We start from the raw sequence: 15476 nt of genomic DNA on the forward strand, positions 1-15476 counted from the left end.
AATTAAACAGTCTCTGCCTTAGCTAATTCTTTGCTGCGTTTACGCTTTAACATTGACGCTCCGCCGAAAGCAGCAGCTGTTAGTGTAGTTAGTACGCTAGTAGGTTCAGGGACGCTCGCGGCTCTAGGATCAATGCTGATAACTTGTCCTGTTCCTGCGAGTCTAGCTCTATTTGAGATATATAATTTGCCATCAGGGCCATAAGTGATACCAGAAGCAGCTTCTAGTCCTTTACCATCCCAGATAGTTGTGATCTTACCGTCAGGAGCTATTTTCAACACAGAACCGCTAATATCACCGGTGATTACACCACCTTGTTGAATTTCTTTCCATTCTGAATTATTGATGTGTTGCAAAGCATACAAGTTGCCATCTGGGTCGTATGCCACGCCTGTTAGCTGTGTAAAGCCATCAGCGAGAACTCTTGCTTGTAAGGTATTAGGGTCAATGCTAAAGATGCGTGCTTCTCCTTCTGGATAAGGGAAGTAAGTGTATTCACTTACTGTTAAACTGCCATCAGGCGCAACTACAACACCTGTAGGTACTGATTGGTTTGATACTGGTAGACCATTTTCACCAGTGGTATACCCTGGGGGTAATGGTGCGCCTCCTGTTGGGTCTGTTGTACCTTCAGGAAGGGTGGGAAATTCGAGTTTATCTGGTGATATTAGTTTCTCTGGAATCGCACGTACATTCTTAATACCGCTGCCATCGAGTCCCACAGAATATATCGAGTTTCCACCCCCATCAACGACGTAACCAGTATCACCTTTAATTGCTAAAGCATAGGGATTAGAAATTATGTCAGTCCCATCAGGATTATTTTTGAGTTCATAAGCTCCAAAATCCGCGAGACTTGTTAATTTCTTGGTATTTAAATCAAGTTTGTATAATTGTCCGAGACTAGGGCTTTTTAAGACGGTATCGCGTTTGCCCGGGTCGCCAGCCAAGCCTGTCAAAAAATAAGCATTACCTTTGTTATCAAATTTGATATCCGCAGGCCCAGCAGCTTGTTCTCCAGAGGGTGTTAATGCTAAAGATGTGAGATTCGAGAGTACAGTTTCTTTCTTACCGTCTGGAGTAATTTTCAGCAGGCTGCCAGTACTACCAGCACATAAAGGAATATATTGGGAGCTAGGTGATGGGATACATCTGCCGTCTTTGCCATCGCCACCCTTGCCACTCTCTGTCACATAGAGATTGTTATTAGAATCAAAACCAATGTTTCTTGGGTTATCAAGACCATCAGCAACAACTGTAAAACTAGCAGCTTCTGCTGCTTTGGTTCCAGCAACAGTTGCAATAGAAATAGTCAAAAGAGTAAGAGCAAATGATTTGAGTTTCATACCTTTGGAGATTAACAATTTAGTAATTTGGGGAGGTTTTTATGGTTTTGAAGACAACGAATCCCAGTTATCAGGGAAGGCAATGTAGATTAATGCCCTTTTTAAGAGGCACTAACTTTGGTTTGAAACTCTTTACCTGTGTGCCACGGCTTGATTTTTAAGCTGTTTGGTGACTCTGTTCTTTTGCAGCCACCCAACGCCTAAAGCGCCGAGCATTAATACGCCTAAAGTAGAATTAGGTTCAGGGACAGACTTTGTATTCTCAATTCTGATGACTTGTCCTTGTCCTGGGCGATCGCCTCGGTTAGTGACGTAGAGCGCACCATCAGAACCAATTGTCAAGGCACTAGGCGACTCTAATCCATTGCCGCTGAGGATGGTTGAACGTGTACCATCAGCAGCTATCTTAATTAGAGAACCTTCTAGATTACCTTTCCAAGCTGATTGATTGGCGTACTGCAAAGCATACAAATTACCTGCACTATCAAACTCCAAGTCTGTTAGTTGTGTAAAGCCATCTGCATAGACTGTTGGTTTGCCATCAGCGCCAACTCGATAGATTTTTGCTCCACCTTCAGGAAAAGGAAAACCAGTAAATTGGCTGACATAATAAGCACCATCAGGGCCTTTGACAACACTTGAGGGTACTGATTGAATTGGTAAATTTGATGGCGGTGCTTCTGTTGGAGTTGGCACTTGCCCAGGTTCATTAGATGGAGTACCAGAAGGCGGAAAGACTGGATTACTCAATATATCTTGAGGAAAAGTTGCTAAGGTTCGCAAACCACTACCAACAGTTTTCACACTGAGTAAGTCGTTTGCACCTGCATCAACTGCTACCAGATTATTGCCATCTATGAAAAAACCCAAAGGATTACTATTCACATCGCCACCATCGGGATTGTTGGCGAGTTCATAGTTTGCTAAATCAGCAATAGTTGTCCAGGAATTGGTATTAAAGTTGGGAGCAATAATTTTTCCGAGATCAGTTTTGCCGAGATTGCGATCGCGATCGGCTGGATTAGCTGCATACCCCACTAGAACATAAGGTTTACCTGCGGCATCAAATTGAATATCGCGAACCCCTGCTGCTCCAGTGCCATCTGGTAATGCTATAGAAGGAAGTCCTGTAACTATACGTTTAGCTGTCCCATTCTCAATTCTGCTAATTGCACCAGTTGCGCCGTAGCAGAGAGAATCACCTTGACCACTTACTGGTGGGACGCAAGCACCATTTCCTCCCGTTCCCGCCTCTGTAACATACAAGCTACCATCAGAACCAAAGCTCAAACCTCTTGCATTGTCAAGACCGTCGGCAATTACCGAAAACGATGCAGCTGACGCAGCTTTCATTCCAGAAAAAACCGCAATACAAAAAGTGATAAAAGTAATGGTGACTTGCTTTGGTTTCATAATTTTGTCCTTTGTCATTAGTCATTAGTCCCTTGTCCAATGACCAATGCCGATGCTTACCGACTATTAACTAATTCTTGAGTTTTTGGTATATAGCTCATCCCTCGGTCAAATGACTGAAGGTTGCCGGCTTTAGCTTCGAGTAGGCGTTTAATGTTCATACTTTCAGCGCCAAAGTCTTCAATCTGGAGTTTGCCGTGACTAACAGAACCATCTGCTTTCCAGAATGTAATCCGATGCAGGATGAAACCAGAAGCTTCTGGATCAGCGAAAGCATAGGCAGTTGGGATAAGTAGCGCTACAGAACGCTGATAATATTCGTAGTCTGGATAGAAGTGTTCTTGCTCAACTAGATAGTATTTGCTCAAAGCATGAATCCGCACTGAAACTTTTACTTTCTGGTCATATTCATCTTTGAACTCACCTGAATCAGAGGCAATCTCGCCATCTGGTCGTAGTAAATGCGCCCACTCATCGATGTTTTGTAAGTCTTTTAAGTATTCAACCCCAAGTTCAACTGGAGCATCAACATAGATGGTGTCAGTATCGATGAAGTGGCGCCCTTTAACTGCTGAGGTATGGCCAGCCTTACGTTCTAAATTCCCTTTAAGAGAACGACACTCAGAAGTGTGTACCGTGTGAATTCCCTGCATAATCATTTGAGTCTGCCGTTTGGGATCGACAAAGCTCAACCAATGGAAGTACACGCCTTGTTCATCCGTTCCCGGCTCGATATAGTCAGTAGGAAAAAGTAAGACAGGATAAACTTGATAATATTTTTGATACTCTAACCCGCAGTGCCACTCAATGCCGTAGAAAAGCGGATTTTCTAGTTTTTTAACATGATAGTAAAGATTTTTGTGATAGCCAGAAGCAGTTCCCAGCCAAGTATCTTCGTCAATTTGCTCTTTCATCCGGCTATAAAGCGTCCATTCATCCAAGTTTTTTAGACTGGAAAGATACTCAAAGACGGTCTTTGGTGAACTAGCAATATAAGCTGATGTTGCAAACGTATTTTTTTCCATTTATCACTCCTAAAATCTACAGTTAATAATTCACTGTTTTGGATTAAAAATTAAGCAGCAATTTCTTTTGTATTACTACGTTTAACACTGTTAATCCTATCTTCTGCTAACCGTTTTGCCGCATCGTTAGTAGAAACTTCTTGATGTTTAGCAATGTTGAATATTGCTAGCAGCGTATCATAAATATTATCTACTTGCTTAAAGGCTTTTTCTTCGTCATAACCAATCATTTCGTTATATACATTGATTAGCCCGCCAGCATTAATTACATAATCAGGGCAGTAAAGAATTCCTTTTTTCGCTAACATTTGACTATGTAATTGTTCATTTCCTAATTGATTATTTGCTGCCCCAGCAATAATCGGAGCTTGCAAAAAAGGAATTGTATGACTATTTAGAATTCCTCCTAAAGCACATGGAGCAAAAACATCTACATCAAGTGTGTAAATTTCCTCTGGTGTCACAACAGTTGCACCAAAAAGTTCTTTTGCTTCTTCTGTCTTTACTGGATCTATATCGGTAACGAAAAGTTGAATTCCATGTTCATGTAAATGGCGGCAAAGATTTTTACCTACATTTCCTAGACCTTGAACAGCAACTTTCAGCCCCTCAAGATTTTTCCTTTGCAAACGAAATTCTACAGCAGCTTTGATACCTAATAAAACCCCTAGCGATGTAATGGGAGCCGGCCCACCAGATTTTTCTGATACTCCAACTACATGATTAGTTTCTTGACTAATTGTTCGTACATCGTCAGGAGTAAGGTTAACATCTTGCCCTGTGATAAAACGTCCGTTGAGACTATTAACAAAACGTCCATAGGCTCTCAACATTTCATCTGTTTTATTTTCAGGATTAGCAATGATTACTGCTTTTCCTCCACCAGCAGGAATGTTAGCACAAGCAGCTTTATAAGTCATACCACGACTAAGACGAAGAGCGTCTTTTAAAGCAGCCTCTTCGTTAACATAAGGGTAGAGCCTTGTAGCACCCATTGCTGGCCCCAAAGTCGTGTCGTGAATTGCAATAATTGCTCTAATATCTGGGTTTTTTCCATGACAGAAGAGAATCTGTTCGTGACCCATTTCTCTAACAGTTTCAAATAGCAGCATTGTGGTCTCTCAATCTTGATTTTTGTATGGTTTTAGCAATTAATGAGCAGTAAAAAATGTAGGTACGAGCTAATTTCATTTCCGGTGAAAGACTTGTTATTAAGAGAGACGCAAGGAAGCAGAGAGATTTTAATAACAAGTGATTACCGGGACTTAATGTAACTTGCCGCAGGTTAAAGCAGCTCTTCGATGAGTGGCGTTGGTTAATCAGAGATCAAATATGAAAATAATAATGCTGAGAAATCAAAAAAGCAGAATCACAGTTTTTGTGGCGTAATTATTGCTCAAATGAAGTCTTGCTGCTTTTACTTCATACTTCTTTCTTTCACTGACGACATTAAGAGGTGAGTCTCTAAATTCAACGTGGCTGGGAATTAGAAACTTGTAGTTGGAAGTTAAACAGCAGGAAACGAAACAGGCTTGGCTGAATTTTTCACCTGATTTGCTTTGATTCCTTGTGCTGCTAAACTCTTATTACGCGCACCAGAAGGCGCTGGTCTATCGGGATCAATGACGACATCGATTAAAAAGGGAACATTTGAAGCGATCGCTTGTTGTAATGCTGCTTCAATATCTGACTCTCTAGCAACTGTCGCAGCTTCTGCTCCCATACCACGCGCAATCATGGCAAAATTTGTCGGGGGAATTGTGGCATCTGCACCCTTTAATCCCAATATTTTCATGCCTTGATGGCACATATTGTAACGGGCGTCGTTGAGTACAATCCAGATGGCAGGAATGTTGTATTTCACAGCTGTGCTGATTTCGTTGTTCATCAGCATTGCACCATCGCCGACGATACCTACAGCTTTGCTATTCCGTGCCAGTGCTGCACCCAAAACGCCGGTGACAGCATGACCCATTGCTCCAACTCCGGTACTGACTCGGTAACGATTGGCTTCGGCAAATCGCAGTAAATGTGTTGACCAAGTAAACGAGTTACCGCACTCCGCCATAACTATCGCATCACTACCTTCAACAATTATTTTTTGAATTGCTGCCATTAAGACTTCTGGTCGGACTGGGTAGTCTATGTCTGGTTCAATTGCTTTGCGTTCGGGATTGGGTAGCGATAAAGTTTTGGTGTGAGCAGCATCTGGTAAAATCTGCAATAGTTCTTGCAAATATGCTTTGATGTCAGACTGAACCGAGAAGGTCTCAACGTGGGGATAAGCTACCCCTGGTACTTCTGGGTCAATGTCTACGTGTACGAAGCCGCCACTGGGAACCATAGCTGAACTCCAGAAAGAAGTCGGTTCGCCGAGACGCGTGCCTAATACAAGTGTGCGTAATGGAGGTTGCTGTTCCATATAAGCCAAGACGGAAGCATGACCGCCTAAACCTGTAACACCCACAAATTGAGGATGATCTTCAGGAAAGATACCTTTACCACGGGGAGAACAGATCACGGCTGCGCCGGTTTTCTCTGCAAGTTGGCGGATTTCGTCTGCTGCATCACGAGCGCCGAAACCAACCCAGATGGCAAAGGGGCCAGCAGATAACAACTCTACAGATTTAGCGATCGCTTCTTTGGGAGCAGTTATTGGATACTGCGCCACATCTAAATTAGGTAAGGATATATCCTCAACTACACTTGTTTGCACTCCAGTGGGAATGCTCAAATGGGCTACAAACCCTCCTGGTTGAGCTAAACCGAGTGCAAGTTTGCGAAAAATCTGTGGCAGTTGTGCCGCAGATTCAATCGTGATTGCATAGTTAAATAGCGCTCCGGATGTGAAAATTCCGCCACTGGGTAATGTGTAGCTACTAGTTTCTTGAATTGCCCAACGTCCGCGTTGTGGTGCTGATGTACAAGCCGATAACAAAATCACTTTTGCACCTTCACCACGAGCAGCAAATAACCCAGTGAGAGCATTGGTAATTCCGGGGCCAGCGGTGGTGAAGACTACGCTAGGACGACCACTAGCAAAGTATGCTTCAGTAGCTGCAAAAGCGGCTCCGGCTTCATGACGGAAGTTGAGCAAGTCGATGGTGCTGTTGGATAATGCACCCCAAAGACTAGCCATCGCGCCCCCAGCAACACCAAAAGCGTAAGCTACTCCCAAGTTTGCTAACATTTGGGCGATCGCTTCTGAAACAATCAGTGGTGGGGCTGCTTCGTTCTCTAAAAAAGGCTGAACTTGTGTAATATTGTCTAATTCTTGAAGCTGATGTAAATCACGAGGCACAGATTCTACATAGCTGTTTGATGGAATTTCCTTGTACACCTCAGTGGCGATCGAAGGAGAATTTGAACCAGTATAGTTTTGACTCATTGCTTTCTCGTAATTCTAGAAACTTGCACGAAGGCACTTGATACAATCACAATGATTGAGAATATTTAATACAAGCAACCTGTTGTTTTGCTACGGTTATGACCAACCTCGGTCAGTAGTAGAGATGGTTAATTGCCGCTAATTGATGCTTTTGAGCGCAGTACCAAAAATTTTATGTAAACCGTACAACAGTCAAGTAAATGTATGCTCCTAGTAACCAGAGTATAGGCGATACATACGTTAGTGCAATCAAAAATCTTTTGATGGGGATGTCAATTTTTTCGTTTTGATAATGATTGCTATAGTACGTACTTATATCTCTTTAGATAGATTCATAATCTATAAGTGGTAACATGAAAAAAAATTATTTGCAATCAAAAATCTTTTGGTGGGGATATCATTTTTTTTGCTTTTATCGTGATTTCCATAGTGCTTACTTAACTGTTTTAAAATATTGATACCAAATAAAAGCTAGTAAACTATGTAGTCGGATTTACAATGAACAATATTTAGATAAAGTTGTTATATTTTTCGTTTTTGTTGTAATCGTTACATAATTTTTTTAACTAATTTTGGTTTAAGGGCTATTAATATAAAGTTCAAAATAAAATTCAAAATAAAGTTGAGGCGAAAAATTAACTATTACTACTTTGATTTCTTACTAATTTCTTGTGTTAATAAACACATAAAAAAATTGATATTAGATTTTTTATATCTTTTGGTAGATGTCTAAGTATTTTTCAGGTAACTTGCTGCGGGGGATGAATTCTTTATACGAGTAAGTATCAGCAAATACGGAATTTTTTAATAAAAGCTTATTTCCTAGGGGAGATGACTGGGCATATTATTGTATAGTTAAATTCCTGAGAAAGGTAGTTAAGAAAAGTTACGAAGCTAAATTCACGAGCAAAATTATGCCTATTTGGGCAGGGTTAATAGGTGAAATATGTTTAGAGCAGCAAACTGGCTTTGCTTTACAGCAACAGGCTGTAAAACCAATTTTATAAATAATTTTCTACATTCAAATAATAAACATTGGCAGATTTTAGCTATTAAGAATCTTTAAGCAATCTTTACATAATCTTTCAAAACTTCATGTCTTTCTTGTTACATTATTTGCAATACTTTACATATTACCACTTAATTACTATGTATTTCTTATGACAGATGCTCAAAATCATACTCCTGTAGTTTAATCTCTGAGAGAAGTGGTTAAGAAAAGTTAAGATTTTAGGTGCAGAGTCAAAAATTTACAAGGTAAATCTACGGCAAGTGAACTGTATGCATCCAAATCAGCAATTACAAGTCTATGTATAAAATTTAACTTGTAAATTATGAAATTATTCAGATATTTTATCTGCATAGAAAATAAGGGTTTAAAGTTTATATCTAAACAATGGCTAAAGATATGAATTCTGGCGATTATGCCTTAGCTAGCTACAACTCTCAACGGGCGCTACAGCCAGAATCAGAGTTTAAGTTTGCTCATTTACTGATAAATCAAGCTGTAGATGCTGCTTTCTGTTTAGGAGCAAATGCAGAGTTTCTCTACGTCAATGATGCGACTTGCCGAATGATGGAGTATTCCCGTGAGGAATTGCTTTCTCTGACGTTGCGTGATGTAGATGTAGATTTTTCCATACATAATTGGTCAGAACTCAAGTCGCAAAATTCGATTACTTTTAAATCGCGCTATCGGACAAAAGGAGGTCGGATATTTTTAGTAGAAATATCCCTTACTTATGTAGAACATGAAGGTAAGAAGTTTAGCTGTGCCTTTGCTTATGATAAAAGCGAGGAGGTAGTAGAGCTAAGTATGCAAAAATGGGCTGATGAATTAAGTGGCACTAAAGAGAATTTGCAACAGGAAGTTTCTAAATTAAAGACAAAAGAAGCAGAATTAGAAACATCTTTATCTTTACTTCACTCGACTCTTGAATCTACTGCTATTGGTATTGTTGCAGTTAACTTTGAGGGAGATATTCTAAGTTTGAATCAGAGATTTATGGATATGTGGCAGATTCCAGAATCCCTGATGCTATCAAAGAAATGTCCTCAATGTCGAGCCTTTTTTGAGAGCCAACTTAAAGATCCAGAAGCTTTTTTTAGACTCATTTGGGAAGTTTCTAGCCAATCAGATTTTGAAAGCTACGATATTTTAGAGTTGAATGATGGAAGGTTCTTTGCACACTACTCCAAACCTCACTGGCTGGGTGACAAAATTATTGGTAGAGTGTGGAGCATTTGGGACATTACTGAAACCAAAGAGAGCGAAGAAGCACTACAGTTGAATTTAACTAGATTTCGGACTTTAGCAGAAACAACAGATGCTAACACTTTTTTGATTCAAGGCACGCGGCTGTGCTACGTCAATCCGGCTGTAGAAAAGCTTACTGGCTACACCAAGCAGGAATTGCTGAATGGGTTTGATCTTCGACGATTGATTAAGAGCAGAAAAAGTAGGCAGGTACGCAACCAAAATCAAGCAGCTAACTTTGAATACCAAGAGATAAATCTTCTAACAAAAAGTGGCTCAGAACGCTGGCTAGGTTGTGCGGTTACAAAGCTTGAAGGAGTGCTGGATTTTAATAAAAAACCAGTCGAACTAGTTACAGGTATTGATATCACTGATTACAAATATGCAGAATCAGACCTGAATCAAGCTTTAGAACAAGCAAAACAACTTAGCGAACTGAGATCGCACTTTTTGTCTACGGTCTGCCATCAATTCCGTACTCCGTTGAATATTGTTTCATTTTCTAATAGCTTACTGAAAGAACAAGTAGATAAACGGACAGGCAAGAAAATAGAACCATTACTAGATCACATTCAAAAAGCTATTGAACAGATCAGCCAGATGCTGGATGATATTTTGTTCTTTGCTAAAGCAGAAGCTGCAAAAATTAATATTGAGCTAAAAGAATTGGAGTTAGTCGAGTTCTGCAATGATTTAGTGGCAAGAATGCAGATGAGTAGTAGCCGAAAACCAATTAATTTTATAAGTGAAAGTAACTCTCTCATAGCCTGTGTGGATAAAAGGTTGCTAGAGCAAATTCTACAAAATTTGCTCGATAATGCAATTAAGTATTCTCCCTCTAATGTAGGAGTTGATTTGCGAGTCTCTAACAAGAATGGAAAAGTAATTTTTCAGGTTAAAGATCAAGGAATTGGCATTTCTGTTGTAGATCAAGAACGATTATTCGAGCCATTTTATCGTGGTAGTAATGTTGATAGTATACCTGGCACTGGGCTGGGGCTATCGATTCTCAAAACCCTTGTAGATTTACATGGCGGTCAAGTCGCTGTGGAAAGTGAAATTGGTGTAGGTACTACATTTACTGTAATGCTGCCATCAACCAATTAAAAGTCTAGTAGTTAGAAATTATGAGTATTGAGGCGAGGATGGTTGTTAATAGAAAACTCAAGTTTATAACTTTTGTAAGAAGCTATTACTCTTATCCTTAATTAATACTTAGAGCAGTGTTGAGTCACCATTGCCAGCTAAAAGATGTGGTAAAAAAAATGATGTACGAATCAGCAAAAAAAATTCTCGTCATTGAAGATGATAACGTCACCCGTAACCTTTACTTAACAGGTCTGGAGGCTAAAGGTTTTAATGTGTTAGGTGCTGAAAACGGTCGTGTGGGTATTCAACAAGTACAAGAGCATTTACCCGATTTAGTGGTTTGCGACATTACAATGCCTGACATGGATGGTTACACCGTTCTCAATACGCTACGTCAAGATTCTGTAACAGCAATTATTCCTTTCATTTTTCTCACTGGTAGTGGTACTAAGGCAAATGTTCGCAAAGCTATGGAATTAGGAGCAGACGACTATCTGACTAAACCGTCTACACTAGACGAATTACTCAGAGCGATCGCAATTAGGCTAGAAAGGCAAGCGACTCTGCAATACTGGTGTGTTGCGAAATTCCAGAAAGCAGCCAAATCAGTACCTGCAACTAAATCTTCAGGAATTGTTCCGCCGAAGTCAATCTTTCCTTGTGATCCCCAATTAAAAACAATTTTCGACTTCATCGAAGCTCATTATGATCAAGGAATTACTCTGTGTGATGTGGCTGAAGCAGTTGGTTACTCACCTGCTTACTTAACTAACAGAGTCGCAAAGCAGACAGGAGAGACTGTAAATAACTGGATTGTTAAACGTCGCATGGCGGGAGCGCGGTACTTACTGCAAAATAATGATCAGACAGTCGAGCAAATTGCTAAAACATTGGGTTATCAAGATGTATCTCATTTCTCCCGTCAGTTTCGCCAACATCACGGCTTACCTCCGCAAGCTTGGCGTAGAGAACATCAGGTAGCATTGCAAAGATGAGCGAGACGCTAGGTGGTACTTAGATGTAAAAAAAGCGCCGGATTGTGCGAGTCTTCATAATAGATGCAAGTTGCATTGCAAACTTAGAGTCAGACTTAAACAATGCGAGCTAAAATTCGGGATACAGAAATCTACTTTGATGTCGAAGGCTCCGCTTTAGTATTTGAAGGGCAAAGAATACGCGAACAGCCTGTTGCTTTTATTATTCACGGTGGCCCAGGGGCTGACCATACTTCTTATAAACGTGCATTTTCTCCTCTCAGCCGTCAACTGCAACTGATTTATTTTGACCATCGCGGTCAGGGAAGGTCAGCGCGTGGACTCAAAGAAACCTATACCCTAGATAATAATGTCGAGGATATGGAAGCCTTACGCAAGTATCTGGGACTAGAGAAAATTATTTTAATCGGTTCTTCTTATGGCGGGATGGTTGCTCTTTCTTATGCAGTACGCTATCCCCAGAATGTATCCCACTTGATTGTCATAGCCACAGCAGCTAATTCCCGGTTTCTAGAACGAGCTAAAGAGATTCTAGCGCAACGGGGAACTGAAGAACAAAAAGCAATTGCTGTTCGACTTTGGGAAGGTAAATTTGAAACTGAGGAACAGCTGCGCGAGTTTTTTCAAGTGATGGGGTCAATGTACTCCGTCAGCCAGAACTCACAGTCAGACTCCCCTGCTTCAGATCAAACTATTCTCTCAGTTGACGCAATCAATGTTGCTTTTAGTGGCTTCTTGCGCGACTATAACATCCTCAATGAATTGCATAAAGTTACTTCACCTACACTTGTGATTGCAGGGCGACACGACTGGATTTGCGCCCCAGAGTTTTCTGAAGAAATTGCTCAAGCTATTCCAAATGCTGACTTGAAAATATTTGAAAACAGCGGACACTTGATTCGTGCTGATCAGCCGGAAGCACTATTAGATGCAATAAGTAGGTTTTTAGTTTAGTTCCAAATATTAACAATTATAACAATCTCTGAGTTTTAAGGATATACTTACCAAGGCTATAAAATATTCCTTGAGTTTAGTATAAAACCTACTAGAAGAGTGAAGTGTTTATTTAGCAACTTCTAGAAAATGAATGACATACCATTCATAAGCCCCCAACTGATGAGGGAGGTTGTTATGTTCAACATTGATGAATATGTCTTAAACCAAGAAACTGGAAAACTAGGGAAAGTTATAGGTTACGGACACCAACTAATAAACAATGTGTATACTGTCACTCTCAAAGTTTTAATAGATGAAGGAGCTACTAATTCTCAAAATAAAGTATCTGTAGTAGAAGATGTAATTTCAGCATGGAGTCCGCAGTCAATAAGTTAAGATTTCCACGTTTAACGTGAGTTCAACAAAACTCTCCCTGCCTTTAACTTTTGTTCAAGTCTGTCCCTCTCCAACTCAGAGCGGGACAGGCTTTACGTAGTAAAACCTCTTAGGGTGATTCTGAGCGAAAATTAGTAAAATGTATCCATACTCACGAAAGTTTTTAACAATTATATCTAGCTAGAGACGGTACAAAATCCGCTGACTAATGAGCGATATTGGAAAAATAACAAAATTAGTTCTTCTATTTCCTTTCCCTACTATCTTATTAATCTCACAGATTGTAGGGTTTTATTTAACTTTAGTTAACAGTTCAGCAAATTTAATTAGTAATTAAAATGATTACTATAGAAATCTGAATTTTATTTTTTAAAAAATTTAAGTATATGTAGTGGCGTGACACAGCTAAAGGCTCTTATACCATTTCATTTTAATAATGATACAAATACCCTGGTAGGGGCATGGGCAATGCCATGCCCCTACGAGAAATCTATATGTATCAGGATTTTCGTGAATTGGTATGAGTTACAGCAGATTTCAAGTTGATGAAGTACACGATATAGGTCTCAAAGTTAGGTAGAAAGCTTGTTTTCCTTCTGACTTCTGACTCACCTCGACTGCGCTCGGCGGCCACCGAGCGCAGTCGAGGTGCGACCACCTGAATTCTGAATTCTGCTGTCAGTTTAATTTAAAGAAAATACTCTATTGAATCAGAATTACTGCCTCTTGAACTTTAGTAGTCAGGGCTTTTTGTAACCCATCTCCAACTTTTTCAATTAGTTGGTCAAAAGCTTCCTGATTTGCTGTCAGTTGTTCACGAAAAACCTTTTCTAACTCAGGCTTTATTTGCTGGCACATATCGTCAATTTTCTTGTCACTTAAAAAACTAGAACGCAGCCAACCGGGGATATCTACATTTGTTTTGATTGCTTCTTGAACACCCTTGCGATTTAGCTCCATTCCAGCGGCCATAACCGAAGCACCATATACTAATGCAATCGGCCAAGTTAAGTGTCCAGTAAGTATTAAAGTTATAATGCTAGCAACAGCGCCGCTACCAATTACTACATTGACAATAAATGCCACTGTATCAGCAAGAATAGCGTCTCCAATTCTTAGCTCTGGGTTAACAAAAGCTGGGTCGATACTATCTTCAAACCTTAAACTACTTCTGGGTATCTGAAATTTGCGGCAGATAGGGTCAGTTTCGGCGGCTAGATCAGGTTGGATTTTATTATTAAACCAATTAATACATTGCTTGTTAATTATCTGTTGAGCAATATCACCTTTAAGCCACTGCTCTGCCAGACTTTTCATAGATATTTCTAAATCGGCTAAAGTGCGTATTTTGTTCTTCTGCCAATCTTTTATCCCTGGTCTAACTGCGTTGTCAATTAAACTCTCGGCTAATGGTTTAGTCAACGATTCAATTAACTCTGGGATATGTTTTTCAATCAACTTTTTGAGCTTGTTTGATTCAAACAGTTCGTTGACTTCTTCTTTGAAGGCAGCAGCACGCAAATCCCATCTTCCTACCCGCGCTAAACCTAATGCAATGCAGCGTTCAGGTTCAGGATCAGGACGAAGCAGTGTTTCTGGTTCACTAAAGAGTTCTTGACAAATTTGGTGCGTAAACTTCATCCGGGAAGCACCACCAGTCATCAGCACAAGTTTCGGTATAACGCCAAGTTGTTTGAGATTTTCTTTAGCCTCGTTTACAGAGTCGCGAAAGGATTGAATCCAACTCTTTTGCCCTAGTTCAGGTAGGGGTTGATTTAAAATTTCCTCCATAATTAATTTATTAACTTGAGGAATAAAATAAATTTCCTCGTTGATAGATTCAAAACCGCGTGCAAACGATTGCGGATCGTTGTATAGCTGTTCGTTAGAAAAGTAATCTTCTTTTGTTTTGCGGCAGGCAAGTTCGCAACGCGCTTGGTGATGGGGATATTCAATAAATACTTTTTCGAGTAAGCTTGATTGCTCGTGATTGGCAAGAGTACGGGCAAAAATCGCCTTGTCAATTAGAGATGCACCCAAAGCATTACTCCCGAAATCTATCGGGATTTCTTCTAAGCTTTTAACTAAAGTAAAATCTGTAGTTGAAGAACCAATATCGATAATTAATACCGATGAAAGAAGTTTTTCATACTCTAGCTTACCGCCTTCTTTAGCTTGCATGAAAGCAGCCCGCGATTCAGGGATAACATTCAGTAAAGGAATGCCAGCGGCTTGAAGTAGCTTTTGATATTCTAAGCGATCGCTTGTTGACCATCCTGAAGGACAACCTACATAAAAGTAAGTAGTTTCTCCGGCTTCAATTTGTCTACTTTCTTTTAAAAGATGGTAGTAAGTGGCAACAAAAGTGCTAATTGTCTCCCGATACTTAGGATCATTGTTGGGTTTTTGCTTGAAAGAGATTGTCAGCTGGGTAACACCAGCTTGAATTAATGCTTGTTCTCCAACAAGATAACCAAGTTTGGGATGCCAAGCAAGAGCTGTGATTTGGTTTTTTCTGTTATTAATCTCCAACATCTGGGGAGGTTCAATGCTCTCTACTATAGCTTTCGCTACCGCTGTTTCACCGTGTCCCAAATCAAAACCGATTGTTTCTAAAATTTCCATACTCTT

General features: G+C 40.1%; 10 protein-coding genes. 4 read left to right on the plus strand and 6 right to left on the minus strand.

Annotated features, from left to right (window positions below; all coding sequences use genetic code 11):
- Window positions 1-2: 2 nt before the first annotated feature.
- From WKK05_RS06040 to scyA, 5 genes are all read right to left on the minus strand, one after another.
- A complete protein-coding gene (locus WKK05_RS06040) occupies window positions 3-1346 on the minus strand; it encodes a ScyD/ScyE family protein (RefSeq protein WP_341528865.1) in 1344 nt (447 codons plus the stop codon).
- A 132-nt stretch (window positions 1347-1478) separates the two neighbouring features.
- Window positions 1479-2759: a ScyD/ScyE family protein gene (locus WKK05_RS06045; RefSeq protein ID WP_341531034.1), complete on the minus strand. Its 1281-nt coding sequence runs from the start codon at window positions 2757-2759 to the stop codon at window positions 1479-1481.
- Window positions 2760-2815: 56 nt separating this feature from the next.
- On the minus strand, window positions 2816-3784 hold the full coding sequence (gene scyC / locus WKK05_RS06050) for a scytonemin biosynthesis cyclase/decarboxylase ScyC (protein WP_341528866.1): 969 nt from the start codon (window positions 3782-3784) through the stop codon (window positions 2816-2818).
- Between the two features lie 50 nt (window positions 3785-3834).
- Entirely contained in the window at window positions 3835-4896 is a 1062-nt protein-coding gene (gene scyB / locus WKK05_RS06055) for a tryptophan dehydrogenase ScyB (protein ID WP_341528867.1), read from the minus strand.
- 395 nt (window positions 4897-5291) lie between these two features.
- Window positions 5292-7172 (minus strand): scytonemin biosynthesis protein ScyA, encoded by a 1881-nt coding sequence (gene scyA / locus WKK05_RS06060; protein WP_341528868.1) that lies wholly within the window; start codon window positions 7170-7172, stop codon window positions 5292-5294.
- Between the two features lie 1396 nt (window positions 7173-8568).
- Between scyA and WKK05_RS06065 the strand changes: the two genes are divergently transcribed.
- The 4 genes from WKK05_RS06065 to WKK05_RS06080 all read left to right on the plus strand — a co-directional run bounded on the left by WKK05_RS06065 (window position 8569) and on the right by WKK05_RS06080 (window position 12845).
- Window positions 8569-10536, plus strand: coding sequence for a scytonemin biosynthesis sensor histidine kinase (locus WKK05_RS06065; protein WP_341528869.1), 1968 nt, complete (start codon window positions 8569-8571; stop codon window positions 10534-10536).
- Window positions 10537-10694: 158 nt separating this feature from the next.
- The gene (locus tag WKK05_RS06070; RefSeq protein ID WP_341528870.1) at window positions 10695-11513 is read left to right on the plus strand and encodes a response regulator transcription factor; all 819 of its coding nucleotides are present in this window, start codon (window positions 10695-10697) and stop codon (window positions 11511-11513) included.
- A 102-nt stretch (window positions 11514-11615) separates the two neighbouring features.
- The gene (locus WKK05_RS06075; protein ID WP_341528871.1) at window positions 11616-12467 is read left to right on the plus strand and encodes an alpha/beta fold hydrolase; all 852 of its coding nucleotides are present in this window, start codon (window positions 11616-11618) and stop codon (window positions 12465-12467) included.
- Window positions 12468-12644: 177 nt separating this feature from the next.
- Window positions 12645-12845: a hypothetical protein gene (locus WKK05_RS06080; RefSeq protein ID WP_341528872.1), complete on the plus strand. Its 201-nt coding sequence runs from the start codon at window positions 12645-12647 to the stop codon at window positions 12843-12845.
- 702 nt (window positions 12846-13547) lie between these two features.
- On the opposite strand, the gene WKK05_RS06085 is transcribed toward WKK05_RS06080, so the two are convergent.
- On the minus strand, window positions 13548-15470 hold the full coding sequence (locus WKK05_RS06085) for an Hsp70 family protein (protein WP_341528873.1): 1923 nt from the start codon (window positions 15468-15470) through the stop codon (window positions 13548-13550).
- Window positions 15471-15476 lie beyond the last annotated feature (6 nt).

Source organism: Nostoc sp. UHCC 0302, from assembly GCF_038096175.1.
GTDB lineage: Bacteria > Cyanobacteriota > Cyanobacteriia > Cyanobacteriales > Nostocaceae > UHCC-0302.

Excerpts from the sequence above, each read along its gene's own strand:
- WKK05_RS06040 (WP_341528865.1), bottom strand. The coding sequence starts at position 1,346 with ATGAAACTCAAATCATTTGCTCTTACTCTTTTGACTATTTCTATTGCA.
- scyA (WP_341528868.1), bottom strand. The coding sequence starts at position 7,172 with ATGAGTCAAAACTATACTGGTTCAAATTCTCCTTCGATCGCCACTGAG.
- scyC (WP_341528866.1), bottom strand. The coding sequence starts at position 3,784 with ATGGAAAAAAATACGTTTGCAACATCAGCTTATATTGCTAGTTCACCA.
- WKK05_RS06080 (WP_341528872.1), top strand. The coding sequence starts at position 12,645 with ATGTTCAACATTGATGAATATGTCTTAAACCAAGAAACTGGAAAACTA.
- WKK05_RS06085 (WP_341528873.1), bottom strand. The coding sequence starts at position 15,470 with ATGGAAATTTTAGAAACAATCGGTTTTGATTTGGGACACGGTGAAACA.
- WKK05_RS06045 (WP_341531034.1), bottom strand. The coding sequence starts at position 2,759 with ATGAAACCAAAGCAAGTCACCATTACTTTTATCACTTTTTGTATTGCG.
- WKK05_RS06075 (WP_341528871.1), top strand. The coding sequence starts at position 11,616 with ATGCGAGCTAAAATTCGGGATACAGAAATCTACTTTGATGTCGAAGGC.
- WKK05_RS06065 (WP_341528869.1), top strand. The coding sequence starts at position 8,569 with ATGGCTAAAGATATGAATTCTGGCGATTATGCCTTAGCTAGCTACAAC.
- WKK05_RS06070 (WP_341528870.1), top strand. The coding sequence starts at position 10,695 with ATGATGTACGAATCAGCAAAAAAAATTCTCGTCATTGAAGATGATAAC.
- scyB (WP_341528867.1), bottom strand. The coding sequence starts at position 4,896 with ATGCTGCTATTTGAAACTGTTAGAGAAATGGGTCACGAACAGATTCTC.